Raw genomic sequence first — 26,040 nt, forward strand, 5'->3', positions numbered from 1 at the left:
CTCCCACAGGTCTAATTTTCGCTTAAAAATGAAACCGGTTTCAGAGGTAAACAATAATGCACAAATACCCCGTTTCCATCAGCCTTTCCAGCTACGGCGCCGACCTGGTCCGCCAGCAGGGCCAATTGAGTTTCGTCGAGCTGCTCGCCGCCGCCGGTGCCCAGCGCATCGAATGGCGCGAAGAGTTGCTGACCCACGAACACCCCGCCGAACTGGCCCAGGCCGCCGCGCAGCATGACTTGGAAGCGGTGTTCTCTTCGCCTCTGGAACTGTGGGTCGCCGGCCGCGCCCAGCCCAACGCCGAACTCGCCGCCACCCTGGACCGTGCCCAGACGTTTGGCGCGCGTTGGCTGAAGGTCTCGCTCGGCTACTTCACCGACACCAACGACCTGCAAAGCCTGCACGCCCTGCTCAGCCGCCATCCGGTGCAGTTGCTGGTGGAAAACGACCAGACCCTGCACGGCGGGCGCATCGAGCCGATGCAACGTTTCTTCAGCGAAGCCGAACGCCTGGGCCTGCCGGTAAAAATGACCTTCGATATCGGCAACTGGCAGTGGCAGGACCAATCTGCCCTGACTGCCGCGCGCCTGCTCGGGCGACATGTGGATTACCTGCACTGCAAAGCGGTGGCGCGCCGCCCGGACGGCAAACTCGTGGCCCTGCCACCCGGCGCCACCGACCTGCAACTGTGGGAACAACTGCTCAAGCACATGACCCAAGGAATTGCCCGGGCGGTGGAATTCCCGCTGCAAGGCGACGACCTGATCGCGGTCACCGCACACCAGGTCGCCACCCTCGCCCTGCTGGGCCAACCTCGCGTGGAGAACGCCCATGTCTGAGATCGATATTCTGTCGTTTGGCGAAACCATGGCGATGTTTGTCGCCGAGCAGACCGGCGACCTGGCCCAAGTGGCGCAGTTTCATAAACGCATCGCCGGGGCCGACAGCAACGTCGCCATCGGCCTGTCGCGCCTGGGTTTCAAGGTGGCGTGGCTGAGTCGGGTGGGCAACGATTGCCTTGGCCGCTTTGTGGTCGATACGTTGAAACACGAAGGGCTGGATTGCCGGCACGTGGCCGTCGATCCCCTGCATCCGACCGGCTTTCAGTTCAAGTCCCGCGAAGAAGCCGGTGCCGATCCTCAGGTGGAGTACTTCCGCAAGGGTTCGGCCGCCAGTCACCTGTCGGTGGCGGCGATCAGTCCTACATTGCTCAACGCCCGTCACTTGCACGCCACGGGGATTCCGCCGGCGTTGTCCGAGGCCACCCGCGAGTTGTCCGTCGAGTTGATGACACAGATGCGCAAAGCCGGGCGCAGCGTGTCGTTCGACCCCAACCTGCGCCCGTCGCTGTGGCCCAACCAGCAGACGATGATCCGTGAAATCAATGCCCTCGCCGGCCTGGCCGACTGGGTCTTGCCGGGCCTGGGCGAAGGCCGCCTGCTGACCGGTTTCGACGACCCGGCCGACATCGCCGCGTTTTATCTGGACCTGGGCGCCGAGGCCGTGGCGATCAAGCTAGGCCCGGACGGCGCCTATTACCGCACCCAGATGGACCAGGGCTTTGTGGCCGCAGTGCGTGTGGACAAGGTGGTCGACACCGTCGGCGCCGGCGATGGTTTTGCCGTCGGCATGATCAGCGCCCTGCTGGAAAACCTCAGCTTCCCCGAGGCGGTGCAGCGCGGCAACTGGATCGGCAGCCGTGCCGTACAGAGTCGCGGTGACATGGAGGGTTTGCCCACCCGTGAAGAGTTAACCGTCAAATCCGTTGCTTGACCCACAACCTGTTGCCACAACTACAACAAGCTCAGGAGCAACCCCATGGAAACCGTGAAACTCGCCACCCGCCGTTGGTGGTACATCATGCCCATCGTTTTTATCACCTACAGCCTGGCCTACCTGGACCGCGCCAACTACGGCTTCGCCGCTGCCTCCGGGATGGCCGAAGACCTGATGATCACCCCGGGCATGTCCTCGCTGCTGGGTGCATTGTTTTTCCTTGGCTACTTTTTCTTCCAGGTGCCAGGGGCGATCTATGCGCAAAAACGCAGCGTCAAAAAACTGATTTTTGTCAGCCTGATCCTCTGGGGCGGCCTGGCCACCCTGACCGGCGTGGTGTCCAACGCCTACATGCTGATCGTGATCCGCTTCACCCTCGGCGTGGTCGAAGCGGCAGTGATGCCGGCGATGCTGGTGTACCTGTGCCACTGGTTCACCCGTGCCGAACGCTCGCGGGCCAACACCTTCCTGATCCTTGGCAACCCGGTGACCATGCTGTGGATGTCGGTGGTGTCGGGCTACCTGGTGCAGCATTTCAGCTGGCGCTGGATGTTTATCATCGAAGGCCTGCCCGCCGTGTTGTGGGCCTTTATCTGGTGGCGCCTGGCCGATGAGCGACCAAACGATGCGAAATGGCTGAGCGACAGCGAAAAACACAGCCTGCAAAGCGCCCTCGCCGCCGAACAGGTGGGCATCAAGGCGGTGAAGAATTACGCCGAGGCGTTCCGCTCGCCGAAGGTGATCATCCTCGCGCTGCAGTTCTTTTGCTGGAGCATTGGCGTGTACGGTTTTGTGCTGTGGCTACCGTCAATCCTCAAGGCCGGTTTGCAGATGGACATGGTCGAGGCCGGCTGGCTGTCGGCGCTGCCTTATCTGGCAGCGGTGATTGGCATGCTCGTGGTGTCCTGGGGCTCGGACAAGCTGCAAAAACGCAAACGCTTCGTCTGGCCGCCGCTGCTGATCGCGTCCATCGCGTTCTACGCGTCCTACGTGCTCGGCGCCGAACATTTCTGGTGGTCCTACACCTTGCTGGTGATCGCCGGGGCCTGCATGTACGCGCCGTATGGGCCGTTTTTCGCCATCGTTCCGGAGATCCTGCCGGCCAACGTCGCCGGGGGCGCCATGGCGCTGATCAACAGCATGGGCGCCCTCGGCTCGTTCGGCGGTTCGTACCTGGTGGGTTACCTCAATAGCAGCACCGGCTCGCCCGGCGCCTCGTACCTGCTGATGAGCGGTGCGTTGCTGCTGTCGGTGGTGCTGACGATTTTCCTCAAGCCCGGCGCCAGCGATCGCGTGCCGGTGCCAACCCTGGATTTGGAGGTAAAGACCGCATGAAAAAGTCTGTCGTGTTGTACAAGAAACTCTCCGCTGCGCTGATGGCGCGCCTGCATGAACAGGCCGAGGTCACCCTGATCGACGCACTCGACGAACCAGGGCTGGCCAAGCTGCGCGAGGCTTTGCCGACCGCCCACGGTCTGCTCGGTGCCAGCCTGCGCCTGGACGCGCAACTGCTCGACCTCGCGCCGCACCTGGAAGCGGTGGCAAGCGTGTCCGTGGGGGTCGACAACTACGACATCGACTACCTCACCGCACGGGGCATCCTGCTGAGCAACACCCCTGATGTGCTCACCGAAACCACCGCCGACACCGGCTTCGCGCTGATCCTCGCCACCGCCCGGCGCGTGGTCGAACTGGCCGACATGGTGCGCGCCGGCCAATGGCACAAGAACATTGGCCCGGCGCACTTTGGCAGCGACGTGCACGGCAAGACCCTGGGTATCATCGGCATGGGTCGCATCGGCGAAGCCTTGGCCCAGCGCGGGCACTTCGGCTTTGGCATGCCGGTGCTCTATCACAGCCATTCGCCCAAGCCGCTGGTGCAAGCACGGTTTGGCGCGCAGTACCGCAGCTTGCAGGACCTGTTGCAGCAAGCCGACTTTGTCTGCCTGACATTGCCGCTCACCGCTGAAACCGAAAAGCTGATCGGCGCCGAGGAGTTCGCCTTGATGGGGCCGGACACGATCTTTATCAACATCTCGCGGGGCAAGGTGGTGGACGAAGCGGCGCTGGTGCAGGCGTTGCAACAACGCACGATTCGCGCGGCGGGGTTGGATGTGTTTGAGCGTGAGCCGCTGAGTCACGACTCACCGTTGCTGCGCCTGAACAATGTGGTGGCAACCCCGCATATCGGCTCGGCGACCCATGAGACACGGGAGGCGATGGCCAAGTGTGCGGTGGATAATCTGCTGCAGGCGTTGGCCGGGGAACGGCCAAAGAACCTGGTGAACCCCGCTGCCTGGCAGCAATACCCCTGACACCACACAAAACCAATGTGGGAGCGGGCTTGCTCGCGAATGCGGTGGATCAGTCAATACATCTGGTGACTGGCACACCGCATTCGCGAGCAAGCCCGCTCCCACATTTTTGTACGCATTACAGATCACATAAGCCTACCCCTGGCGTTGACCGCTGCACCTTGCCAATCAGACAACGGTGAACCTGACAGCGCGCGAGTTTCTACTTCTGTTCCCTGCCAGATCCATCAAGGCAAAGACAAACCAGAAAGTCCCTGTACCGGCAGCTTGTATAACAGCTGCCGTGAGAAAGTAGGTATTCCCTGTAGCGTGCCACGCAACAGTATCAATGCATTCACTGACCTCTGGGTTGGGATCAAGCGACCAGTAGATATACTGGGAATCGTCTTGCGCCCAGTCGGGGGAGTCTTCAAATGTAAATAGAACCCCTCCATATTGTTCAAGATAGCCAGGGGTAATTTGCGAACCTTCGGGAAGGTTTGCTGGCGGCGATGCGGCGGGTGGAAAAGAGAAGGAATAAGGCGCGGTAAAATCTACGATGTACTGCTTTTCGAGCGAGTCCTCCCCTACCCCAGCTACGTCGATAAGCCGCTGTTTGACATAGTGCACGCCTTCGCTAAGCCGTGATACAGGTAGCTCAAATTCAAACGGTTCACTGTCAGGCCCAATGACCTGATCGATGGTGAGAGTGAAGATGGGCGAAGGCCACGACCCAGGATAGCCTTCGTAAAATTCAAGGCGATAGCCCGGGTACGCCTCATTGACCTTGCAGAGACATTTAAAACCGCGCCGTGCATCCTCCACCGATATCACGCCCTGGTCGTTCAGCTCTACCGGGATCGTCGGTGTCGGTAAGGTTGTGTTTAGTTCGCCAACTTTAGTGTTCATAAAACCCACCTGTGCCAGATTGTTTGCCACATAGGCACAGGGTGTCGCTAACGATCTACTGGCGTCTACTGTCAAACTTGACAGGTCAAATAACAAACCGCGCCACCATCCCATTCAAATCCACCGCCAGGCGCGACAGCTCATGGCTGGCCGCGCTGGTCTGGTTGGCGCCCGCTGCCGACTGAGTTGCCAGGTCGCGGATGTTCACCAGGTTGCGGTCCACTTCACGGGACACCTGCGCCTGTTCTTCCGAAGCGCTGGCGATCACCAGGTTGCGTTCGTTGATCAGGCTGATGGACTGGGTAATCTGCTCCAGCGCCACACCGGCGGCGCGGGCCATTTCCAGGGTGTTTTGCGTGCGCTGGTTACTTTGCTGCATCGATTGCACCGCTTCACCTGTGCCGTTCTGGATGCCGGCGACCATCTTTTCGATTTCCTGGGTCGACTGCGCAGTGCGATGGGCCAGGGCGCGCACTTCGTCCGCCACTACGGCAAAACCGCGTCCGGCCTCACCGGCACGGGCGGCCTCGATGGCGGCGTTGAGCGCCAGCAGGTTGGTCTGCTCGGCAATGGCGCGGATCACGTCGAGCACTTTGCCGATGTCCCGGCCCTGGGTCGCCAGGCCTTCGATCAATACGGCCGTGTTTTGCACATCGTGGGTCATGGTCTGGATCGCCTCGACGGTTTCCACCACGCGGTCGCGGCCTTCCCGCGCCGCCTGGTTGGACTGGCCGGATGCCTCGGACGTGGACACCGCATTACGCGCCACCTCTTCCACGGCCGCCGTCATCTCGTTGACCGCCGTGGCAGCCTGATCGATTTCGTTGTTTTGTTGTTGCAGGCCTTTGGAGGCTTCTTCGGTGACCGCGCTCAGCTCTTCAGCGGCAGACGCCAACTGCGTGGCCGAACCGGCGATGTGCTGGATGGTCTGGCGCAGGTTGGCCTGCATCGTCGCCAGGGCGCTGAGCAGCCGGGCCGGTTCGTCCTTGCCGTCGTCCTCGATGGTTTTGCTGAGATTGCCGGCGGCGATGGTCTCGGCCACTTCCACAGCCTTGCGCAGCGGCGTGACGATGCTACGGGTCAACAGCCAGGCCAGCAGTACGGTGAGCAGCGCGGCGACGACCGCGACCACAATCACCCCCATGATTGCGCCTTGGTAACTCTGCCCGGCATCCGCGTCGGCTTGCTTGGCATTCGCCGCGTTCATCGCGATGAGCTTGTTCAACTGCTCGCCCATCTGGTCGGTGCCGTCCTTGATCCGCGTGTTGATCAGGGCGCGCATTTCCTCGACCTGGCCCTGTCGCGACAAGGCCAGCATGTCGGCCTGGGCCTTGCTGTAGTTGTCCAGGGTGGTCACAAAGGTCTTGTACAGCGCGGCCTCATCTGGGCTGGCAGGCAGCGCCGCATAACCCGCCTGGGCGGTTTTTACCTTGTCGGCCAGTACCGCCATGCGGGTTTCCGCTTCCTGCAGGCTGGCCGGCTCGCGGTTGACCAATACGCGAAATGACAGAATGCGCAAACGCAACACGTTTTCGGTGATGTTGCCCAGGTACGTCACGCTAGGCAGTTGGTTGGCGCTCATGTCCACCGAGGACTGGCGGATCTGCGTCATGCGGTTGACCGCGAACACCCCCAATAGGATCACTAACAACGCAATAAAGGCGAAACCGAGAAACGCGCGAGGGGCAATGTTCAGTTGGCGAAGTGACATAGAGGATGCTCTCAGATGGAATGTTTGCGCGCGTCCCTGCCGCGAAACGATCCGTCAGCGACAACGCGCTGCTCAGACCTTGGTCACCACTGTTGTAATTGATAGGTGGGCCTATCCACGTTATCGGCAAGCAACCGCGTTTTATGCAGGGTCTTTATAAATATTTTTTTACACTTCTGGCGTTGGGCAGTTTCTGGCATCCTGCGCCTCCATTTTCTGACCCGAGCCATCATTTTGTCTGACGCTCAAGCCCCGCGCCCCCGCTATAAATCCGACCTGATCTACGGCCTCGAAGACCGTCCGCACTTCACAGCCGCGATTTTTGCCGCATTGCAGCACGTGTTGGCGAGTTTTGTCGGGATCATCACGCCCACCCTGATTGTCGGCGGCGTACTGGGCCTGGAAAGCGAAGTGCCCTATCTCGTGAGCATGGCGTTGTTCGTGTCGGGCCTCGGCACCTTTGTGCAGGCGCGCAAGTTCGGCCCCATCGGCTCCGGCTTACTGTGCCTGCAAGGCACCAGTTTCTCGTTTATCAGCGTGATCCTCAGTGCGGGGTTCATGGTCAAGGCCCGGGGCGGCGGCACCGATGAGATTCTGTCGACAATCTTCGGCATCTGCTTTTTTGCGGCGTTTATCGAAGTGGTGCTCAGCCAGTTCATCGGCAAACTGCGCAAATTGATCACCCCGGTGGTCACCGGCACCATCATTACCTTGATGGGGTTGTCGCTGATCAAGGTAGCGGTCACCGACATGGCCGGCGGTTTTGGCGCACAGGACCTGGGCGCCGCCGGCAACATGGGCCTGGCGGCGCTGGTGCTGCTGACCATCGTGGTCCTCAACCGCTTCAGCAATCCGTTCCTGCGCCTGGGTTCCATCGTCATCGGCCTGACCCTGGGCTTCGTGGTGGCCTGGATGATGGGCCGCGTGGACCTGGCGGCGCTGCCCCTGGTGCCGTTGATCAGCGTGCCGGTGCCGTTCAAATACGGCTTCTCGTTCGACTGGGTGGCGTTTATCCCGGTGGCGGTGATCTTCCTGATTTCGCCGTTGGAGGCGGCCGGCGACCTGACGGCCAACTCGATGATTTCCCAACAGCCGGTCAAGGGTCCGCTGTACATCAAGCGCATCAAATCGGGCCTGCTGGCCGACGGTCTCAACTCGGCGATGGCCGCGACCTTCAACAGCCTGCCAATGGTGACCTTTGCCCAGAACAACGGCGTGATCCAGTTGACCGGCGTGGCCAGCCGCTACGTGGCGTACTTTATCGCCGGCCTGCTGGTGCTGTTGGGGCTGTTCCCGATGATCGGCGCGGTGCTGCAACTGATGCCCAAGCCGGTTCTGGGCGGCGCCACCCTGATCATGTTTGGCACTGTGGCCGTGGCCGGCATCAAGATCCTCGCCGAAGCCGGGCTGCACCGCCGCAATGTGCTGATCGTGGCGATCTCCCTCGGCATGGGCCTGGGCGTCGCTGCCGTACCGGAAGTACTGCGCGACCTGCCCAAGGCGCTGCACAACATCTTCGAATCGCCGATTACCGTGGGTGCGTTCTGTGCAATCGTGCTGAACATTTTCCTGCCGGAAGAGTTCATAGAGCTGGAAGAAGATGAATTTGATCCGGAGTCCTCTACCCTCAAGGTGATGCAAGACCCGGACGTCACGAAATAGGAGCACCTTTGTATGCGCAAGCTCATGGTTGTAACGCTAATGCTGCTGACCTTGAGCGCGTGCGCGCTGTTCCCGCACCGTGACCCGGTGACCATCAATGTGGTGGGCATCGAACCGCTGCAAAGCCAGGAGCTGGAAGTGCGGTTCTTGGTGAAGCTGCGGGTGCAGAACCCCAATGAAACGGCGATCGACTACAACGGCGTGGCCCTGGACCTGGAGGTCAATGGCCACCCGTTGGCATCGGGAGTGAGCGATCAGGCCGGAAGCATCCCACGCTTTTCCGAGACGGTGCTGAAGGTGCCGGTGAGTGTTTCGGCGTTCTCGGTGTTGCGCCAGACCCTGGGCCTGAGCCAGACCCAGAGTTTGAACAACCTGCCCTACGTGCTGCGGGGCAAACTGGCGGGCGGGCTGTTTGGCACCATGCGCTTCGTGGACCGTGGCACCCTGGACTTGTAGTGAGCGGGCTTGCCCGCGCTGGGCGGCGAAGCCGCCCCAAATCCAGGCACCTGGGTCTTCCTGACACACCGCGGCGGACCGTTTGGGGCGGCTTCGCCCCCCAGCGCGGGTGCAAGCCCGCTCACTACAGGTTATCAGCGGGTGCATGTCAGTCAGTGATAAAGCGCACCCCCGGCCTGGCCCGTTCATCCACGACCAACTCGAACACGTCCGGGCGGGCATAGTGCCCCACCACGTCGTAGTCATACCGCGCACGCACCAGCTCATCGGTATCGATCTGCGCCGTGAGCAACCCCGCCTCGCCCAGCAATGGCCCTGCCAGCACATCCCCCATCGGCCCGACAATCACGCTGCCACCGGCAATCAACGGCCGCTGCGCCGGCCAGTTGGCGATCTGCACACCTAACGCCTCGGGCGATGCCTGCACCTGACACGCACTGACCACAAAGCAGCGGCCCTCATGGGCGACATGACGCATGCTGACCTGCCACATCTCACGCTCGTCCACCGTCGGTGCGCACCACACCTCCACGCCCTTGGCGTACATCGCCGTGCGCAGCAGCGGCATCATGTTTTCCCAGCACACCGCACCGCCAACACGCCCGACGGCCGTGTCGATCACGGGTAACGTCGAGCCATCGCCCTTGCCCCAGATCAGCCGCTCGGTGCCGGTGGGCATCAGCTTGCGGTGCTTGGCCACCAGGCCGCCTGCCGGTTCGAAGTACAGCACGGTGCAATACAGGGTGTTGCCACTGCGCTCGATCACACCGAGGACCAGGCTGGCGCCGGTACGCGCCGACAAGCCCGCCAGCGCGTCAGTCTCGGCGCCGGGCACGTCGATGGCATTGGCAAAATAGCGCGCAAAGGCCTCGCGCCCCTCCGGCAGGCGGTAGCCCAGTTGCGTGCCGAAGCTTTCGCCCTTGGGATAGCCACCGAGCAACGCCTCGGGCATCACCACCAGTTGCGCGCCACTGCGCTGGATCTCGTCTTCGTAACCGAGGATTTGCGCAAGGGTGTCAGCCTTGCCGCCGGGCAAAGAACCGATTTGCAAAGCAGCTACAGTCGAAACAGGCATCACGATCACTCCGGAAAATGGGGTTGCCCATTCTCCCGCCAGCCTCGATCATGAATAAAGCCCAGTTCACTGCTGAATGATATGAGCCAAATGAATATCGCCAAGGTCGATCTGAACCTACTGAAAACCTTCGAAGCCCTGTACGACGAATCCAGCGCCAGCCGTGCGGCATTGCGCCTGGGCGTCACGCAATCGGCCGTCAGCGCCGGGCTGCGACGCTTGCGTGAGGTGTATGAGGATCAGTTATTCGTGCGCACCGGCCGCGGGTTGGCGCCGACCTTGCGCGCCAATCAACTGAAACCGCTGATCAGCGAGGCCCTGGAACGCTGCCGGCAAAGCCTGGCCATGGTCAACCCGGATAACCAGCAATATCAGGGGCGCTCGGTGGTGCTGGGTTTGTCCGATGACTTCGAAATCGCTTACGGCCGCCGGCTGATACAAGCCATCGCACAACGGGCGCCGAAACTGCGGGTGATTTTCCGTCAGACCCACAGCCAGATCGTCGCCGGCGCCCTGCTCGACCGCAGCCTGGACCTGGCGATCACGGCGGGCGGCTTTGCCCAGGGCAGGCTGAGCCGGCAGGTGTTGGGAGAAGGTGATTACCGCTGCCTGCTGGACTCGGACCAGGCGGGCATCAGCCTGGACGAGTTCGTCAGCCGCGAACATGTGCTGGTGTCATCCGGCGGGTTTATCGGGATTACCGACGAGGGCTTGGCGGCCCAGGGTTTGAGCCGCCAGGTGTGTGCGTCCACCAGCCACTTTGCCGCGCTGCCGTTTCTGCTCAAGGGCAGCCAGGCGGTAGCGACCATTCCGGGGCATGCGGCGCAGGCCATCGCGCAGATGAGCGGCCTGCGTATGCTGCCGTGCCCGCTGGCGTTGCCGCGCTACCCGGTGGAACTGGGCTGGCGCACCCAGGCACAGCTGGATCCGATGTTACTGAAAGTGCGTGAAGCCATCGTGGCGAGCTTTATTTAGCCGCTGCCATCAACTTGTTGACTTCACTGCGCACCATGTTGGAAAACTCCGGCGGCGACATGCCATCGAGTTCGGCGCGGACCCACTCGGCCCATTTACCCTTGCGCTTGGCACGCTCGCCGAACAAGCGCGCCGCTTCGCCCTTGGCCTTGCCCAGGTTGGTTTGCCACAGGTCGTAGAGGCGCGACTTTTCATCTTCCAGCTCGGCGCGTTCGGCGAGGGTCTTGTTGGCCAGATTGAAGCTCATGTTGAAATACCTGCTGCACAAATAGGCGACATCTTACACTGTAGGTCCAAATTTCCTGATTCGGATTTTGCCCAAGACCCGGCGGCGGCAAAAAAAACGCAACTTTTGCCGCCGCCCGATACTCCATTGCTCACTGTCACATTCACTCGCAAGGAGTCACACAATGGCCCGCAAAACCGCTGCCCAAGCCGTCGAAGACCAAATCAAGGACCAAGCCTTCAGCGAACTGACCGCGCTGATCGAAGAATCGGACAAACTGCTCAAAAGCAGCGCATCCCTGGTGGGCGAAGAAGGCGAAACCCTGCGCGAGCAGGTTGCCATCAAGCTCAAGCAGGCGCTGGACTCGGTGTCCAGCGTGCGTGAACGCAGCAAGCCGGTGGTCGATGCTACCGAAACCTACATCGGTGGCCACCCTTGGCAGACCGTGGCCATCTCCGCAGGCTTTGGCCTGGTGGTCGGCCTGTTGCTCGGTCGCCGCAACTGAGTACGCCGGGCTGCGCCACTGGCGCAGCCCGCTTTCACGCTTCGGCCAGCGCCTGCAACTCGTGCAATTGCTGCGCCTCGATCTCGATCCCCTGCTCCAGCGACTTCGCCCGCGTGCGATGGCGCCGATCCCCCGGCAACCGCCGCAACCCCGCCGCATGCATCTGCCGCACGAGTTCCTGGCTGCGCTCGGCGAACGCCTGGCCGCTGGTTTTGCTCGGGTCGATCACGATCAACAGTTGGCCGGTCCAGGGCGTACGTGCGCCGGGGTGATCGGACCAATCGAACTCGAAGGAAAAATTGCCGCCGGTCAACGCTGCCGCGAGCAACTCCACCATCATCGACAACGCCGAGCCCTTGTGGCCACCGAACGGCAGCAAGGCGCCGCCTTCAAGAATGGCTCTGGGGTCCTGGGTCGGCTGGCCAAGGCCATCCACGCCCATGCCCGGCGGCAGGCGTTCGCCCTTGCGTGCGGCGATCTGCACGTCGCCATGGGCGATCGCACTGGTGGCCAGGTCGAACACAATCGGCAGACCGTCGGCACGCGGCGCGGCAAAGGCGATGGGGTTGGTGCCGAACAGCGGACGGTCGGCGCCGTGGGGCACCACGCAGGTCATGCTGTTGACCACGCTCAATGCCACCAGGCCTTCTTCGGCGAACGGTTCGACGTCCGGCCACAAGGCCGCAAAGTGATGGGAGTTATGAATCGCCAGCAACGCGATCCCGGCACTGCGGGCCTTCGCCACCAGCAGTGCCCTCGCCGCTTCCAGCGCCGGCTGCGCAAACCCGTTGCCGGCGTCGACCCTGACAAACCCCGAGGCCACATCGGTAACGACGGGCTCGGCCTTGCCGTTCACCCAGCCGCTGGCCAGGGTACTGAGGTAGCCGGGGATACGGAAAATGCCGTGGCTGTGCGCGCCGTCGCGCTCGGCCATCGCGCAGTTGTGCGCCAGCACGGCCGCCACGTGGGGCGAGGTGCCATGGCGTTCAAAAATGCGTTGCAGCAGTGCCACCAGGTCGGTGAAGCGGATACGAGCATGGGAACTGCCAAGTTGCGAGGACTGCGCAGACATCTGTAGCTCCGATTTTATGATTGGAAGGGGCGACAAGACTGGAAACCCAGGCCTGGGATTAAACAACGCCGACAGCACAGGCTGTCAATCGCCGTTTGATAACCCATCGGGATTTGCAGCAGTTATCTACCGCCGTATGCCAAGCCGAGGCTCCTACCCTGCCGCTCCAGACGCAGACCGAGACGGAGCAAACGATGGCGCGCGTAACCCCACCCTATTTTTTCAACGAGTTCCTGCAACCAGTCAGGAGGAAACAGCCGACCGAGCGCGAACAAGCCCTGGGTTTGACACTCAACGACCTCGACTGGCTGCACACGCTGTACTACGCCACCGATCACGCCCGCCAGAACACCGAACTGCGCAAGTACCCCATGCAAGTGGAGAAATTGCAGGTCAGCATGAAGGACCAGCCCGCGCTCCCACTGGCCGGGGCATTCATCATGAGCCCCAGCCCCGATGGCCAGAAGGCATTGCTGTACACGCCCTATGGCGGGATTGAGGTGTTCGACAGCCGCGACGAGCTACTTTCAGAGTTAAACAAACGCATCAACACACCAAGTCAACGTACTGATTTAATTATATTTTTATCAATATCTCAGCGTGCCAAATTCACCCCAGACCAGCCCTGCACCCTGACATCTTCGATCATTGACGGCGCCGTCATGCAGGATCAGGAGCAGACCCTGCAGGCCTGCCAGCACCAGAATACGCAGGACATGCTGGCGCAATTGCGCACCACGCCAACCCTGTCATGGATGCTCGACACGCTGCTCGGCATCATGGCGCGCTCGTACTTCTCCGGCCTGGATCAGCGCGATACACGCGTCAACACACGCCACCAAGACGCTTCGCAGTGGGCCAGTTCTGTCCCTTTGAGTGAGGTGCTGTTGCAGTTCTACCTCAAGCAGGCGTGGCCCGGCAGCCAGACGCGCACATTCACCAACCCACGGCATGACACTCGCGCCTTCACCGCCGCGCAGCTGGCAGCCGATCAGCGGCAGTGGGAAAGCCTGATCGAACAAACCGCGGGGATTCTGTCCAAACTGCTGAGCAGCCTGTTGCTGACGTGGTGGCATGAAGACATCGGCGGCGGCCGCTCACGGCTGGGGCTGTTTGCCCAGGTGATGAGTGACAAGTTCCGCGTCGACCTGTTGCTCAAGCGCCAGAACGGCATCCTGTCGGCCGAGGAAAGCCACCAACTGCTCGCCACCTTTCTTCCCGACCAGGCTGCACGCAGCGCCTGGCACGCACACCTGAACATCGACAAGGTGAAGATCCACGCGCCTTATCAACATTACGTGGAACTGGCTGCCACGTTGTTGATCAATGACACCCACGCCTACCTGTACACCCAGTCGCGCGGGTTGCAGGTGCTCAAGGACCTCGCCGACCTCAACGATACGCTGCTCGAGATGCTCAAGGCCGCCGGGCATCAGGATGAACTGCTCAACTTTCTGTCGCTGGACGAACGCAGCGTGTACATCGGCATGGATCAAGTGCAGATCAGCGGCGTGCCGGTACTCGCAGACGTGTTCGGCGAAATGGTTCAGGACATCGCCGCCAAGCAATTGAGCAACCTGGAGCACGCCCTCGCGGTATATCGACGCAGTGAAGGGGCGGTGGACCTGGCGGCGTTGCTCGACTGTGCGCTGGACCTGCGCCACATGCTCGACAGTCGCTTGCTGGCGCTGGACACGCAGGGACGCTGGAGCACACACCCTGTCTCCAGCGACAACGGCCGCCCTTCCACGGTGCAAGCCGAACGTGCCAAACAACAGTTGCTCACTTTGCGCGCCGCCGACGCGGCACTGGCGATGCGCCGGCGCGAGCACCCCACGTTACGCACACTGGCGGCACAGGCGTTGGACAAAGAGTTGAACGAGCGCTCGCTGGCCTTGCACGCCGATGACGTCTACGTGAACACCTACGCCACCGAAGCCCGGCAAGAGGAAGACCGCAAGCCCCTGACCTCTGTGAGCATGGTCGATCACTTTATCCAGCGCTTGAGTCATGCAGCCCCACCTGTGGAAGAGACGCCGCAGTTGGGGTTCTATGGCAAACACCGCGCCGGCTTCTCCAGCCGCTGGAACAGCTTGAACGGTAAAACCTTCAATGCGGTGATCGAACACACCCTGGCGCCGTTCAGCAATCACGACATCCGCATGCTGCCGCGCCTGTTCCTGCGAAGCCATCGGGATGCCTTGAACGACGCGCTGATGCTGGGCTTGCGCAGTGAAGCCGAGCTGCGGCTGCTGAACAAAACCCTGAGCCCGGCGAGCCAGGCGATTGTCGACACGGTGTTGCGCCCGGACAGCATGACCCGAGTCAAACGGCACGGCCTCAAGGGCTTTCTCCCGGATGCGTTTGGCTTGACCCTCAAGGTCGGCACCGACGAGCGTGCGCACGCTCTGGCCAACTGCTTTGTACTCACTGAACGCGGTGGCCTGGACCCGGACCATTCGGGGCAAGCCGTGCTCTGGACCCCGCAACTGGGGCATGAAACGTTCGTATCGGTGCAGGCCCTGCGCGACAGTCTCGCGGTGCGCCTGTCAACCGCCGATGACCGTTTGATGCTGCTGGATAACCTGCCGATCGGCCTGCGCTGGCCTCATCAAACCTTCCAGCTCGGCCCGCTGCAACGTATCGACGAACACTTGCTGGACAATCGCCAGCAGAGCTACCTCGATTACAGCCTCAACGCCATCGACTACTGGCTCGCCGCGCCGCTGGGGCCCCGACAGTTACAGGACTGCCTGGACAACCAAATGCTGCGTGCAGCGCCTTCCAACCTGGGTCGCGCCACCGACATCGCCCGTGCGATGGTTCTGCAACAAGGGTTGCCCGTCTGGCTGGGCATGGCGTCAGCCCAGGAGCAACTGCGGCATGCCGAGCTGCTTGAGCAATACCGCCTCAGTGCCGCCGATGACCGGGATTACCTGCACGCCCTGCCGCCCTTGCGCGACCACGTGGCCAGCGCCTTGCGCGCCCTGCTCAACGCTCGGTTTGACGGCTTCGAGCTGGACCCGGATGACATCCTGATCCCCACGCGGGTCATGCTCAACGGCCATAGCCAGAGCCTCACCGATTTTGCCCAACGCCACCTGCCAAACCTGCTGGCCGACACGCTCAAACCGTTTTCGCGCACCCGCACACCCCTGCCCCCGACCCTGGACGGTGCGGCGCTGGTGCAGTTGATTCGCCAGTTGGACATCGCCAAGACTTACCGCGCCTTGCTCGATACCCACCTGAGCGCAGACACCGAAGATGCCCGTAAGCGCAAAGCGTTGTTCTGCCAGCAGCTACCGTGGCAGCTGTTGAGCCATGCCCACGAAGAAAAACTCGAAGAACGCTTGAGTGCGACGGCCTGGAGCTTTGTGCAACAGGTCTTTGATATGCCGGATGCCATAGCACGGGCGAGTGTCAGCGGGGTAACCGCGATGATTCGGCCACTGGAACTGGTGGCCACGCCTGGCGCGACGCCGGCCAGGGCCCGGGGCATCTACTTGATCGGCCCACACACCGGGGCCTCCGGGCCCCAGGTGCTGTACGCCCCCTACTGCCCGACGCAGACGTTGACAGAGTTCCCCCGCGAGGAGGACCTGCTTGAGCAACTCAACCGTCCGGGACCTTTGCAGGACTGGGTCATTCGCCAACTGGACGATCCCCAGCGCGCCACCTATCGGCATTTGATGCAGGCGCACCCGCGCAGCCCTTCCAGCGATCTGGGCCTGGCCTCTTCGCCAGTGCGCGGCAACCTGCTGCCGCTGCTGTTCGATGACAACACGCAACAGCTGGCAAGAATGCTTGGCAGCCAATTTGACCCCAACGGCAAGAGTGCCTGGGACGCTGTCACCAGCCTGTTCGGCAAGGGTATACCCATGGCCCTGCAATTTATCAGCGGCAAGCTTCAGTACCCGCTTGCGGTGTGGCGCAGCTACAAGCTGTTCAAGGCGTCAGCGGAAAGCTTGCAAAACCAACGCTGGGCCGAAGCCATGAGACCCTTCATCCAGGGCGTGGCGACCCTGGCCTCACTGCGCAGTCGCCTCGACCAGCCGTTCAAGCCACGCCATCCTCCCGCCAGCCCCACGCCCGAGATGCCGGATGAAGCCGGCCCTGGCGCAGCAACCACCCTGGCGACCCTGGACATCACCGACCCTTTGCGCACCCGATTGCGGCACTTTGAAAATGTCGATATTTCACTGATAGACCTGCAACGTCGCGCCCCGCAGCAACCGTACTCGCACCCTGTGAGCAAGCGGACCTACGTGCCAGTGGCGGGCAAGGTGTACCCGGTGACGAAAGCCGGCGCGCGTTGGCGGATTGTCCTCGGCGAAGAAATAGGCCCGTATGTCGAACGCAACGCACGAGGTGAATGGGTATTCGACCTATCCCAACACCATCCACGCCTCGGCCCGACGTTGTCGCGTTACATCGGCCGCAGGCAAACCCGTTCGGCTGAGCGCGATGCAATCAATATCGAGGCCGTCGGGCTACCGGCCATCACCGCGCTCTCGCCGTGGAAGGCCCAGTGCATCAACGAAGGCCTCAACGTCGCGACGTACTACGCGGTGACCTGCAAGCGCAATATCGTGCAGTTCGCCACGGACCGTAAACCGGGCTCGCGCGTCGGCTTGTTCCTGACCGAGATGTTCGGGGTGCTGAGCTTCAGCCCCTCGCAACTGCAAAAAATCGAGCAGCGCGTGGACGAGATACTCGATGCGCTGGTAGACCCGACCCTGACCAACCTCGACTCAGGTCGATTTGTCACCGGCACCGCACGCTGGAGCCCACAGGACACCTACGCATTCACCCTGCCAGATGATGTGCAGAAAAAAATCTACCTGCTGGATCGCTTTTTCGACCCGCACATGGACGTGTATGAGAACCTCCTGAAAACACCATTCAACGTCTCTGCCCACGCCCGCGCGGCGATCATCACGCATGAGATCTCGCACTTCAAATGCAACACCGAAGACCTGGCCTACCTGGACAGCATGCGTCCGTTCCACGACCTGATCAACGTCGGCACCCTGCGCGGCCAGTTGCTGTACACCGACCTGTCGGACTTGCGCACCACCGCCTTGTCGACGCTGACGCCGGCGAGCCTGTTATTCAAGACCTGGGACAGTCTGTCGCAACGCTGGGAAGACCTGGGTCGATTTGGCGGGGTGCACGGGCGCGACCGGGTGTTCAAACTGACCGGCGCGAAGACACTGGATGATGCGCGGCAAATCTTCATGAGTGACGCGGACAAGCGTATCGATACGATCCTGGCCAATGCCGATTCGCTGACGTACCTGATCAGTCACTTGGGGCGCGAGTTGGATCAGGGGGCCTGAAACGGCCCCCTGGAGGGAGTCAGTCTTTCTGGTCGCGCAGGATATTGCCGGAGGCGCCATCGATGCGCGCCTCATAGACGGTGCCATCGGATTTGCGGCCTTTGACTTCCCAGTAGCCATTGTCATCGGCTTCGGCCGCATAGACCTCGATATAACCGGCCTTTGTCTTGGCGACTTCGATCGCCTTTTCAATCGGGATCCAGCCCGCCCCCGGCTTGTCCGCCAGGGCGGCGCCAGCGCTGAGCAGCGCGGAGGTTGCACATAGGGCGACTAAGGTTTTCTTCAGCATATTCGTTCTCCATTGTAAGAATGTCCTGAGATTTTTTAGGCACCCCCAAACGAGAATAAGTTCCAATTGGCGTGCAATCACTATGATGGCAGTTCTCGGCCCATGCCTGGGAGGTTAGAATGTGGGAAATCAGGACGTTTAAATGACAGAAAAGTCTCTTTCAGAAGCCGAATATGACGCGATCACCGACGCCGCCGCGCATTGGTGCATGCGTTTGCACGCGCACGATTGCACGCCCGCCGAGCGTCAGGCTTTTGAACAGTGGCACGATGCTGATCCGCTGCACGCCTTTGAATACGCGGCCATGCTGGAGATCTGGGACGTTGCCGACCACCTGCCGCGCCACGAAGCCTTGGCAGCGGTAGTGCCGTTCAAGCCCCGCAGGCGCCTGCGCCAGTACGCGATAGCCGCGGCAATCTGCCTGGCGGCGCTGCCCGTGGCGGCGTTCACCGGCTGGGAAGCCGGCTGGCTGCCGAGTTCCTACGAACGCTTCGAGGCGTCCACCGGCTTGCGCCAAGTGACCTTGGGTGACGGCAGTCAGGTGGAATTGAACCTGGGCACCGAGCTGGTCTTCAGCAATTACAAGGATCAGCGCCGGGTCATCCTGAAAAAAGGCGAGGCGTTTTTCAAGGTCAGCCATGACAGCACCCATCCATTCATCGTACGCGCTGGCGAAGGTCAGGTACGCGTAACCGGCACACAGTTCAACGTCTGGAAGTACGAAGATCAGGTGCGGGTGATGCTACTCGAAGGCTCGGTACAGATCGCCAGCGATCAGGTGCACGGCAGCGTACCGCTGACGCCGGGCATGCAGGCCAGTTATCGCCTGGGCGACGCGACACCGCAGGTCCAGGCGTTCAACGCCAATGACACGGCCCTGGCCTGGCGCCAGGGCAAGCTGGTGCTCGACAACCTGGCGTTGGCCGACGCGTTGCCGCTGATCAACCGCTACCTCAACAAGGCGGTGATGCTGGCCGATGCCAACACTGGCGCGATCCGCATCGGCGGTATCTACAACATCAATGAAGTCAACAATCTCATCCCCTCGCTGCCCAAGGTCCTGCCGGTCTACCTGACCCAGAACCAGGACGGCAATCCCGTACTCAATTCCATCCCGCGTAAAGCGCCGAAAGGCTGAGCCCTGCCTGCAGGACCGGGCGCCCTTGCGTCTGCCGTGTCCATTTTTGAAACACCTCCCTGCCCTGAACCGCCCATGCAGCGCGGATTCACGGTTTTGTCATGTGTGCTGTTACAGCGCTGATACAGCTGGGTGAAACGTTTACGGTGTGGCCGGCGGTGGGCACCTGGCGGGCAGGTGTCTCATCCGTGAAACAGCGCCGATAGCACTCTGCTGCGTAAAAAACGCAAGCCATTGAATAACAACAACAATTAAAAAGCGGCACGGCTTCTGCTCTATCCCTTACAGCGCTGTTTAGGGTCAGCGCGAAGAACAAGGAATATCGCCGTGATCACATTCACTCAAGGTTCGATGAACGTTCTGCTGATCAGCTGTGTACTCAGCGTTGGTATCAGTGTTCCGAGCTATGCGGGTGACGGTGTGATCGTGACCGGCCGCGACGTCCAGGCGCACATGTATGGCCGCGCGTCCTTCGGGCCCGATCCGTATCCCAACACGGCGAATGCCAATCCCAGTAAAGACATCCTGAACGCCATGTCCGGCGAATTGACTGACCGTGACTTTGGCGGCGTCAACAGCGGCTTGGGCATCACTCGCACGGCACTGCAGCCAACCGGCAATTTCTCCGGTGTCAGTGCGACGCAGAACAGCATGTCCACCCTCGGCGCCGGCGCCTCCTCCGGCCACGGCTCGGGTAGCAGCATGGGCGGGCAGATCAGCGATTCGATCCAGCGCGGCATGGCGCCCTTGAACAATCTCGGCAACATGCTGGGGGGCAAACAATGAACCGTTCCCTGCTCCTTCTCGCGCTGCTGGGCAGCGCCTGCGCCATGGCCGACAACAGCGCCGTGATCAACAACAGCGGCACCGACTACACCGGCAACTTATCGGTCAACCAAGCGGCCGGTAATCAGCAGCAACAGGCCAACAACCGGGCGATCACGCTCGGTGGCCAGGCCAGCACGCTCAATATCCAGAGAACGGATGGCAGCGTCGACCCGTCCACGAACGCCAAGGCGGCGATTCAGGGCAACTCTTTTACCAACGGCAACGGTGTACTGGGCGTCAACCAGTCGGCCGGGGCCAATAACCAACAAGTCAATGCCGTGCGGATCAGCGTAAACCCTGCCCCGCAAAGCATCGACGACAGCGTCCTGGTGCAACAGAACACCACGACGCTGGCGACCGACTCAGGGCTCACCCCCACCACTGGCAGCCGCCAGGTCGTGACAAGCGACCAGGCCTTCACCGGCAGCCGAGGAGTGATACAGGTGAACCAGAGTGCCGGGGTGGGGAACCGAGTGGCTAACACCCTGGGCATCACTATCAAGTAACTGCTTGATAGCACTAGTTAGACCGTACCAACACTTAACCAACTAATTAGAAGCAAGGAGAAACACCATGAAACCTCAAATGGCTCTGAAACCAATGGTTTTCGCTCTCGCCGCACTGATGGCAGCAGCTGCTCAAGCAGGTGGTGGTGGCTGGCACCCAGCTCCGCAACCCACTGGCGTGGTTGCCTCCGTGGTGACCGATGTGCAAAACAGCATCGGTAACAAGTTTGACGACACCAAGACCGAAAACAACGCCTCTGCCGATAACTCGGTAAACGACAACAGCGGTAACGTCGGGGTTAACGTCCAGGCTGGCAGCGGCAACCAAGCAGACAACTCTGGCGCGATCTCCAGTGCCAAAGGTGACTTTGCCACCGTGTTCGCTGTAGTCGATGTGAACCAAAACAGCGGGTTGAACAACTTCGTCAACAAAGGCACGCAAAACAACACCTCGCTGGACAACGCCGTTAACCATAACTCCGGCAACGTGGGCTACAACGGTCAGTCCGGCCAAGGCAACCAAGGCAAAAACAACCTGGCAATCACCACAGCTGATGGCAAAAACATCGCTGCGGCTGCCAACACCGAGCAAAACTCGCTCGGCAACAACTACCTCAATGCTGCCGCTACCAGCCACGGGTACGGTTGGGGCAACAAGGCTCAATACGTATCTAACAACTCCAGTGCCGACAACTCGATCAACCGCAACTCCGGCAACGTGGGTGTGAACCTGCAATCGGGTGCGGGTAACCAAGGCAGCAACAGCCTGTCTGTTGGCCAAGGTTGCAGCGTCTGCCAAAGCGGCGTGCGCTTCTGATGCAACGGGGCCTTGGAAACAAGGCCCTTTTTTATTCCAGTGTCCAACAGGTCATACGATCATGCGCCTCGCGACCCTCACCCTCCTGATGTTGCTCACCGGCCCAGCCTGGGCAGGCAACATGGCGATTTCCGCCATGCCTGGCGGTGCAGTCATCTTCAAGAAGGTCGAGAGCATCCGTGAGCGCCGGTTCGCCAACCTGGTGGAACAGAAAACCGATTTCAGCTGCGGTGCCGCGGCACTCGCCACCATCCTGCGCCAGGGCTATTGGCTCGACGTAGACGAAGATCACGTCATCAAAGGCATGCTGGTCAACGCCGACCAGGATCTGGTCCGCACCCAGGGCTTTTCGATGCTGGACATGAAGCGCTACCTCGAAAGCATCGGCATGCGTGCGCGGGGCTACAAAATTGCACCAGAGACCCTGGTGACCGTGAAGATCCCCGTGGTGGTCCTGCTGGAAATTCGTGGCTACAAGCACTTTGTGGTGATGCAGCGGGCCGACAAGGACTGGGTCTACATCGGCGACCCGGTACTGGGCCACAAACGCTACTCACACGACGACTTCGTCAAAGGCTGGAACGGCATCGTCTTCGCCGTACTGGGCGAAGGTTACGACAAGGCCAACGTCTTGCTCGACCCGCCCCTGCCGCTGACCGCCAAGAACCAGTTGAATGAGTTCAGGCCTGTCGGCGACGCCGAGCTGATGGACTTCGGTTTCATCCAAAGCGACTTCTTTTAACGAAGCGCAATAAGGAGCAGGACGCTCCAGGAGCAAAAGATGAACACTTACCGTTGGCTGACGGTCATGTGCCTGGCAGCCTCAATGCCCGCTTATGCTTCATCGGGGTTCAAGCCTATTGAACTGAAGGATTCGGAGATGTCCGAACTTCGCGGCCGTTATGTGATGCCAGGGCGAATCATCAGCTTTGGCATTGTCATGAGCAGCACCTGGACCAACGCCATCGGTGACACCATCACCGGCAAGGCCAGCATGCAGATCGACAAAACCACCATTACCCCGCAATTTTATGTGCAAACCACTGGCTCGTCGGGCACGGGTACCAACCAGAACACCGGCACCGGCACGGTAACCGGCGGCGCTGGCCTGGGCAGCGGCCAAGGCGTGACGCAGAGCGTACGCTCGGCAGGTGATGGCAACACCGCCTACAACAACGTCGGCATCACCATCAGCGACAACGGCTTCGCCCCCGCCAACATGGCGCAATCCGGGCAAGTACTGGCGGCGGGCGGCACGGTGACAGGGGCCAGTGCAGCCGGTCAGGTGAGCGTCTCGGCCAACAATGGCGGCTTGCAGATGGCGATCCAGGCCAATCACAACCAGGGCAACAGCCTCCAGAGTATTGGTGGCGGCACTGTGCTGCAAGGCACGGTACTGACCGGCAATACCAACTTCGTCAACAACATGACCCAACTTAACGTCGTGATGAACAATAACAGCCTGAACAACCCAGCCTTGAACTGCAATCTTGAACAACTCAAAGGCCTACGCACGCTCGGTTATTGAACTACGCTGACCCTCGACACTTTAGCATTCAGAAAAGGACGGCTTTTTCATGCATCGATCGTTATCGCTACGTGCGGTGGTCTGCTTAAGTACGCTCTTGCCCGCATCCGTTTTGTATGCGGCGCCAGATGCCGATATCGAGACCCTCAAACAGGAGCTTCTGCAACTTAAACAGCGGTACGAAGTGCAACAAAAAGCCCTGGCCGTGCTCGAACAGCGCGTACGCCAAGTGGAGGATCAGCCGGCCACACCGGCACCGAGGCGCCTGGCCAAGTCCCCTGCGGACTTCCAGAAAGCCAGCGGCGCTACCGTGGCAGGCACGGGCGCGGCAGCCGCATCCGGTGGCGCGGGCGGCGGTGGCAGTTCCTATGGCCAGTCGCTCAAGGACGATTCGGCGCCCGCACAAAGTGTGAGCAACCTCTACAACGAAGCCAGTGGCTTCTTTGGCAATGGCAAGTTCAGCTTTGAAACCGGTGTCACCTATGCACGTTACGATGCGCGCCAGTTGACCCTCAACGGTTTCCTGGCGCTGGACTCGATCTTCCTCGGCAATATCAACCTGGACCGGATCAAGGCCGACAACTGGACGCTGGACCTGACCGGGCGCTACAACGTCGACAACCGTTGGCAGTTCGACATAAACGTACCTGTGGTGTACCGCGAGTCGACTTATCAGTCGGCCGGCGCAGGCAACAATGCCACCGCCACGTCGGAAGAGTCGGTGACCCGCGACCCAACCATCGGTGACGTCAACTTCGGCGTGGCCTACAAATTCCTCGACGAAACGCCCAGCCTGCCGGATGCGGTGGTGTCGTTGCGGGTCAAGGCGCCTACGGGCAAAGAGCCGTTCGGGATCAAGCTGGTCAAGTCGGCCAACAACGACAACCTGTATGTGCCGGAGAACCTGCCGACGGGTAACGGTGTCTGGTCGGTTACGCCGGGCATTTCCCTGGTCAAGACCTTCGACCCAGCCGTGTTGTTTGGCTCGTTGTCCTACACCCACAACTTCCAGGGCTCGTTTGACGACATCAGCAGTGACGTCAATCAGAAAGTCGGCGGCAAGGTCAGCCTTGGCGACAGCTTCCAACTCGGGGTTGGCGTAGCGTTTGCGTTGAACGAGAAGATGAGTATGTCGTTCTCGGTCTCCGACCTGATCCAGCGCAAGAGCAGGCTCAAGCCCAACGGTGGAGACTGGCAGTCGGTGGTGTCCAGCGATGCCAACGCCGGCTACTTCAACGTGGGGATGACGATTGCTGCGTCGGATAACCTGACGATCGTGCCGAACCTGGCAATCGGCATGACGGATGATGCACCGGACTTTACGTTCAGCCTGAAATTCCCGTACTACTTCTGACCGCTCACGACAAAAAAAGCCCCGCAACGATAAGGGTCGTTGCGGGGCTTTTCGTTTACCCGCCCTAGCGGATCTGGTGTTTGTGCAGCAACCGGTAGAACGTCGGCCGGGAAACCCCCAGCACACGGGCGGCGACACTTAGGTTGTCGCTGTGCCGGTTGAGCACATCGCACAGCGCCTGATGTTCGGCGCGGTGCTTGTAGTCCTCCAGTGTAGCCATCGGTGAAACAATTGCCTGCTCGCTTTGCAATCCCAGATCAGCGGCTTCGATCTGGCGCCCTTCGGCCAGTACCAGGCCGCGTCGCACGCGGTTGGCCAACTCGCGCACATTGCCCGGCCATGGGTGCTGGCCCAGTGCGACCAACGCGTTTTCGCTGAAGCTGCGCGGGCGGCGTCCGGTTTCCTGGCTGTAGAACCGGGAAAAATGGTTGGCCAGCATCGGCACATCACCGTGGCGTTCGCGCAATGGCGCGGTCACCACTTGCAGAACGTTGAGCCGGTAATACAAGTCTTCGCGGAAAGTGCCCTTCTCCACCGCCGCCTCCAGGTCGACGTGGGTAGCGGCCAAGACCCGCACATCCACGGGGATGGGCTGGCTGCCGCCGACACGTTCGATCTGTTTTTCCTGGAGAAAACGCAGCAGGTTGGCTTGCAGTTCCATCGGCAAATCACCGATCTCATCGAGAAACAGCGTGCCGCCATTCGCGGCTTCGATGCGCCCGACCTTGCGTTGATGGGCGCCGGTGAACGCACCTTTCTCGTGCCCGAACAACTCGGACTGGATCAGGTGCTCCGGGATCGCCCCGCAATTTATCGCGACAAACGGTTTGGCGTGACGTTGGGATTGACGGTGCAGGGTCTTGGCCGCGAGTTCCTTGCCTGTGCCGCTGTCGCCGCGGATCAGCACCGGAGACTCCGTGGGCGCCAGCTTGGCGAGCAATTTGCGCAACTCGCGTATGGGACGGCTGTCACCCAGCAGCTCATGTTCAGGCCCGTCCACCGGGGTGGTGGCCTGACCACGCAACCGCGCCATGCCAAACGCGCGCCCCAGCGTGACCTGCACCCTGGCCACGTCGAAAGGCAAGGTATGGAAGTCGAAAAACCATTCGCAGACAAAATCACCGACGTTTTGCAGGCGCAGCACGTCCTGGCTGAGCACGGCGATCCATTCAGTGCCGCTGCGACTGATCAGCTCCTTGACTGCCTCGGGCCGCTCCAGGTGATAAGGCTGCAAACGCAGCAAGCCGACATCACACGAGCGGTCTCCGACGGCTTCCAGGGCACAGCTGTCGACCTCCCACCCGGCCGTTCGTAAACCGGGCAACAACCCATGACAATCCTCACAAGGGTCAACCACCAGCAAGCGACGTTGCACAGGTGTAACAACCATGACTATTCCTTGACGCCAAAATTGTTAAAGTTATTTAGAAACAATGGTTTGTGGCTTCCGATAGCAACAGTAGCAAGATATTGACGCGCGCCTTGTACCGTTTCGCTATAAGTGTTGGCAAAAAGCCAGCCCCCCAACGCCAACGGCTAAAAAGTTACCACCCCGGAAAACTTTCATTGGGCTTTCAAAA

At 61.0% G+C, this 26,040-nt stretch carries 23 protein-coding genes; 16 read left to right on the forward strand and 7 right to left on the reverse strand.

Annotation, left to right across the window (positions count from 1 at the left end):
• The first annotated feature begins 56 nt into the window (after nucleotides 1–56).
• The 4 genes from IB241_RS18355 to IB241_RS18370 are packed head-to-tail and all read left to right on the forward strand — an operon-like array spanning nucleotide 57 to nucleotide 4,091.
• Entirely contained in the window at nucleotides 57–839 is a 783-nt protein-coding gene (locus IB241_RS18355; RefSeq protein ID WP_192299643.1) for a sugar phosphate isomerase/epimerase family protein, read from the forward strand.
• The gene (locus IB241_RS18360) at nucleotides 832–1,773 is read left to right on the forward strand and encodes a sugar kinase (RefSeq protein ID WP_192299644.1); all 942 of its coding nucleotides are present in this window, start codon (nucleotides 832–834) and stop codon (nucleotides 1,771–1,773) included. The genes IB241_RS18355 and IB241_RS18360 overlap by 8 nt, the downstream gene beginning before the upstream one ends.
• Nucleotides 1,774–1,818: 45 nt before the next feature.
• Nucleotides 1,819–3,111, forward strand: a complete 1,293-nt coding sequence (locus tag IB241_RS18365) for an MFS transporter (protein WP_192299645.1) — start codon at nucleotides 1,819–1,821, stop codon at nucleotides 3,109–3,111.
• Nucleotides 3,108–4,091, forward strand: a complete 984-nt coding sequence (locus tag IB241_RS18370; protein ID WP_192299646.1) for a 2-hydroxyacid dehydrogenase — start codon at nucleotides 3,108–3,110, stop codon at nucleotides 4,089–4,091. The genes IB241_RS18365 and IB241_RS18370 overlap by 4 nt, the downstream gene beginning before the upstream one ends.
• Nucleotides 4,092–4,259: 168 nt before the next feature.
• Here IB241_RS18370 and IB241_RS18375 read toward each other — a convergent pair whose 3' ends face one another.
• Together IB241_RS18375 and IB241_RS18380 are read right to left on the reverse strand one after the other, a co-directional pair.
• The gene (locus IB241_RS18375) at nucleotides 4,260–4,979 is read right to left on the reverse strand and encodes a hypothetical protein (RefSeq protein ID WP_192299647.1); all 720 of its coding nucleotides are present in this window, start codon (nucleotides 4,977–4,979) and stop codon (nucleotides 4,260–4,262) included.
• A gap of 85 nt (nucleotides 4,980–5,064) precedes the next feature.
• The gene (locus tag IB241_RS18380; protein WP_192299648.1) at nucleotides 5,065–6,690 is read right to left on the reverse strand and encodes a methyl-accepting chemotaxis protein; all 1,626 of its coding nucleotides are present in this window, start codon (nucleotides 6,688–6,690) and stop codon (nucleotides 5,065–5,067) included.
• A 234-nt stretch (nucleotides 6,691–6,924) separates the two neighbouring features.
• Between IB241_RS18380 and IB241_RS18385 the strand changes: the two genes are divergently transcribed.
• Together IB241_RS18385 and IB241_RS18390 are read left to right on the forward strand one after the other, a co-directional pair.
• Nucleotides 6,925–8,352: a nucleobase:cation symporter-2 family protein gene (locus tag IB241_RS18385; RefSeq protein ID WP_192299649.1), complete on the forward strand. Its 1,428-nt coding sequence runs from the start codon at nucleotides 6,925–6,927 to the stop codon at nucleotides 8,350–8,352.
• Nucleotides 8,353–8,364: 12 nt separating this feature from the next.
• Nucleotides 8,365–8,808, forward strand: a complete 444-nt coding sequence (locus tag IB241_RS18390) for an LEA type 2 family protein (RefSeq protein WP_192299650.1) — start codon at nucleotides 8,365–8,367, stop codon at nucleotides 8,806–8,808.
• Nucleotides 8,809–8,956: 148 nt separating this feature from the next.
• Here IB241_RS18390 and IB241_RS18395 read toward each other — a convergent pair whose 3' ends face one another.
• Nucleotides 8,957–9,883, reverse strand: coding sequence for a carbon-nitrogen hydrolase family protein (locus IB241_RS18395; RefSeq protein WP_192299651.1), 927 nt, complete (start codon nucleotides 9,881–9,883; stop codon nucleotides 8,957–8,959).
• An 81-nt stretch (nucleotides 9,884–9,964) separates the two neighbouring features.
• Here IB241_RS18395 and IB241_RS18400 point away from each other — a divergent pair, with 81 nt between their 5' ends.
• Nucleotides 9,965–10,858 carry a LysR family transcriptional regulator gene (locus IB241_RS18400; RefSeq protein ID WP_192299652.1) on the forward strand — a complete coding sequence of 298 codons (894 nt, stop codon included), beginning with the start codon at nucleotides 9,965–9,967 and terminating at the stop codon, nucleotides 10,856–10,858.
• Here IB241_RS18400 and IB241_RS18405 read toward each other — a convergent pair.
• Entirely contained in the window at nucleotides 10,851–11,105 is a 255-nt protein-coding gene (locus tag IB241_RS18405) for a hypothetical protein (RefSeq protein ID WP_003190904.1), read from the reverse strand. The genes IB241_RS18400 and IB241_RS18405 overlap by 8 nt on opposite strands.
• Nucleotides 11,106–11,268: 163 nt before the next feature.
• On the opposite strand from IB241_RS18405, the gene IB241_RS18410 reads away from it, so the two are divergent.
• Complete coding sequence (locus IB241_RS18410) at nucleotides 11,269–11,589, forward strand: DUF883 family protein (protein WP_095015928.1); 321 nt, start codon at nucleotides 11,269–11,271, stop codon at nucleotides 11,587–11,589.
• Nucleotides 11,590–11,623: 34 nt separating this feature from the next.
• Here IB241_RS18410 and IB241_RS18415 read toward each other — a convergent pair whose 3' ends face one another.
• Entirely contained in the window at nucleotides 11,624–12,661 is a 1,038-nt protein-coding gene (locus IB241_RS18415; RefSeq protein ID WP_192299653.1) for an Ldh family oxidoreductase, read from the reverse strand.
• A 194-nt stretch (nucleotides 12,662–12,855) separates the two neighbouring features.
• Between IB241_RS18415 and IB241_RS18420 the strand changes: the two genes are divergently transcribed.
• A complete protein-coding gene (locus tag IB241_RS18420) occupies nucleotides 12,856–18,000 on the forward strand; it encodes a dermonecrotic toxin domain-containing protein (protein WP_192299654.1) in 5,145 nt (1,714 codons plus the stop codon).
• 19 nt (nucleotides 18,001–18,019) lie between these two features.
• On the opposite strand, the gene IB241_RS18425 is transcribed toward IB241_RS18420, so the two are convergent.
• Entirely contained in the window at nucleotides 18,020–18,289 is a 270-nt protein-coding gene (locus IB241_RS18425; RefSeq protein WP_192299655.1) for a PepSY domain-containing protein, read from the reverse strand.
• 142 nt (nucleotides 18,290–18,431) lie between these two features.
• Between IB241_RS18425 and IB241_RS18430 the strand changes: the two genes are divergently transcribed.
• From IB241_RS18430 to IB241_RS18460, 7 genes are all read left to right on the forward strand, one after another.
• Entirely contained in the window at nucleotides 18,432–19,427 is a 996-nt protein-coding gene (locus IB241_RS18430; protein ID WP_192299656.1) for a FecR family protein, read from the forward strand.
• Nucleotides 19,428–19,778: 351 nt separating this feature from the next.
• Entirely contained in the window at nucleotides 19,779–20,213 is a 435-nt protein-coding gene (locus IB241_RS18435; RefSeq protein WP_192299770.1) for a hypothetical protein, read from the forward strand.
• On the forward strand, nucleotides 20,210–20,761 hold the full coding sequence (locus IB241_RS18440) for an adhesin (protein WP_192299657.1): 552 nt from the start codon (nucleotides 20,210–20,212) through the stop codon (nucleotides 20,759–20,761). The genes IB241_RS18435 and IB241_RS18440 overlap by 4 nt, the downstream gene beginning before the upstream one ends.
• A gap of 67 nt (nucleotides 20,762–20,828) precedes the next feature.
• On the forward strand, nucleotides 20,829–21,578 hold the full coding sequence (locus IB241_RS18445; protein WP_192299658.1) for a hypothetical protein: 750 nt from the start codon (nucleotides 20,829–20,831) through the stop codon (nucleotides 21,576–21,578).
• Between the two features lie 61 nt (nucleotides 21,579–21,639).
• Nucleotides 21,640–22,320 (forward strand): C39 family peptidase, encoded by a 681-nt coding sequence (locus IB241_RS18450; RefSeq protein WP_192299659.1) that lies wholly within the window; start codon nucleotides 21,640–21,642, stop codon nucleotides 22,318–22,320.
• Nucleotides 22,321–22,359: 39 nt separating this feature from the next.
• A complete protein-coding gene (locus tag IB241_RS18455) occupies nucleotides 22,360–23,106 on the forward strand; it encodes a hypothetical protein (RefSeq protein ID WP_192299660.1) in 747 nt (248 codons plus the stop codon).
• A 49-nt stretch (nucleotides 23,107–23,155) separates the two neighbouring features.
• Nucleotides 23,156–24,460 (forward strand): autotransporter outer membrane beta-barrel domain-containing protein, encoded by a 1,305-nt coding sequence (locus tag IB241_RS18460; protein WP_192299661.1) that lies wholly within the window; start codon nucleotides 23,156–23,158, stop codon nucleotides 24,458–24,460.
• A 64-nt stretch (nucleotides 24,461–24,524) separates the two neighbouring features.
• Here the strand turns inward: IB241_RS18460 and IB241_RS18465 are convergent, their stop codons facing one another.
• Complete coding sequence (locus tag IB241_RS18465; protein ID WP_192299662.1) at nucleotides 24,525–25,850, reverse strand: sigma-54 dependent transcriptional regulator; 1,326 nt, start codon at nucleotides 25,848–25,850, stop codon at nucleotides 24,525–24,527.
• Between the last annotated feature and the right edge of the window lie 190 nt (nucleotides 25,851–26,040).

The organism is Pseudomonas sp. PDM05, assembly GCF_014851685.1.
Taxonomy (GTDB): domain Bacteria; phylum Pseudomonadota; class Gammaproteobacteria; order Pseudomonadales; family Pseudomonadaceae; genus Aquipseudomonas.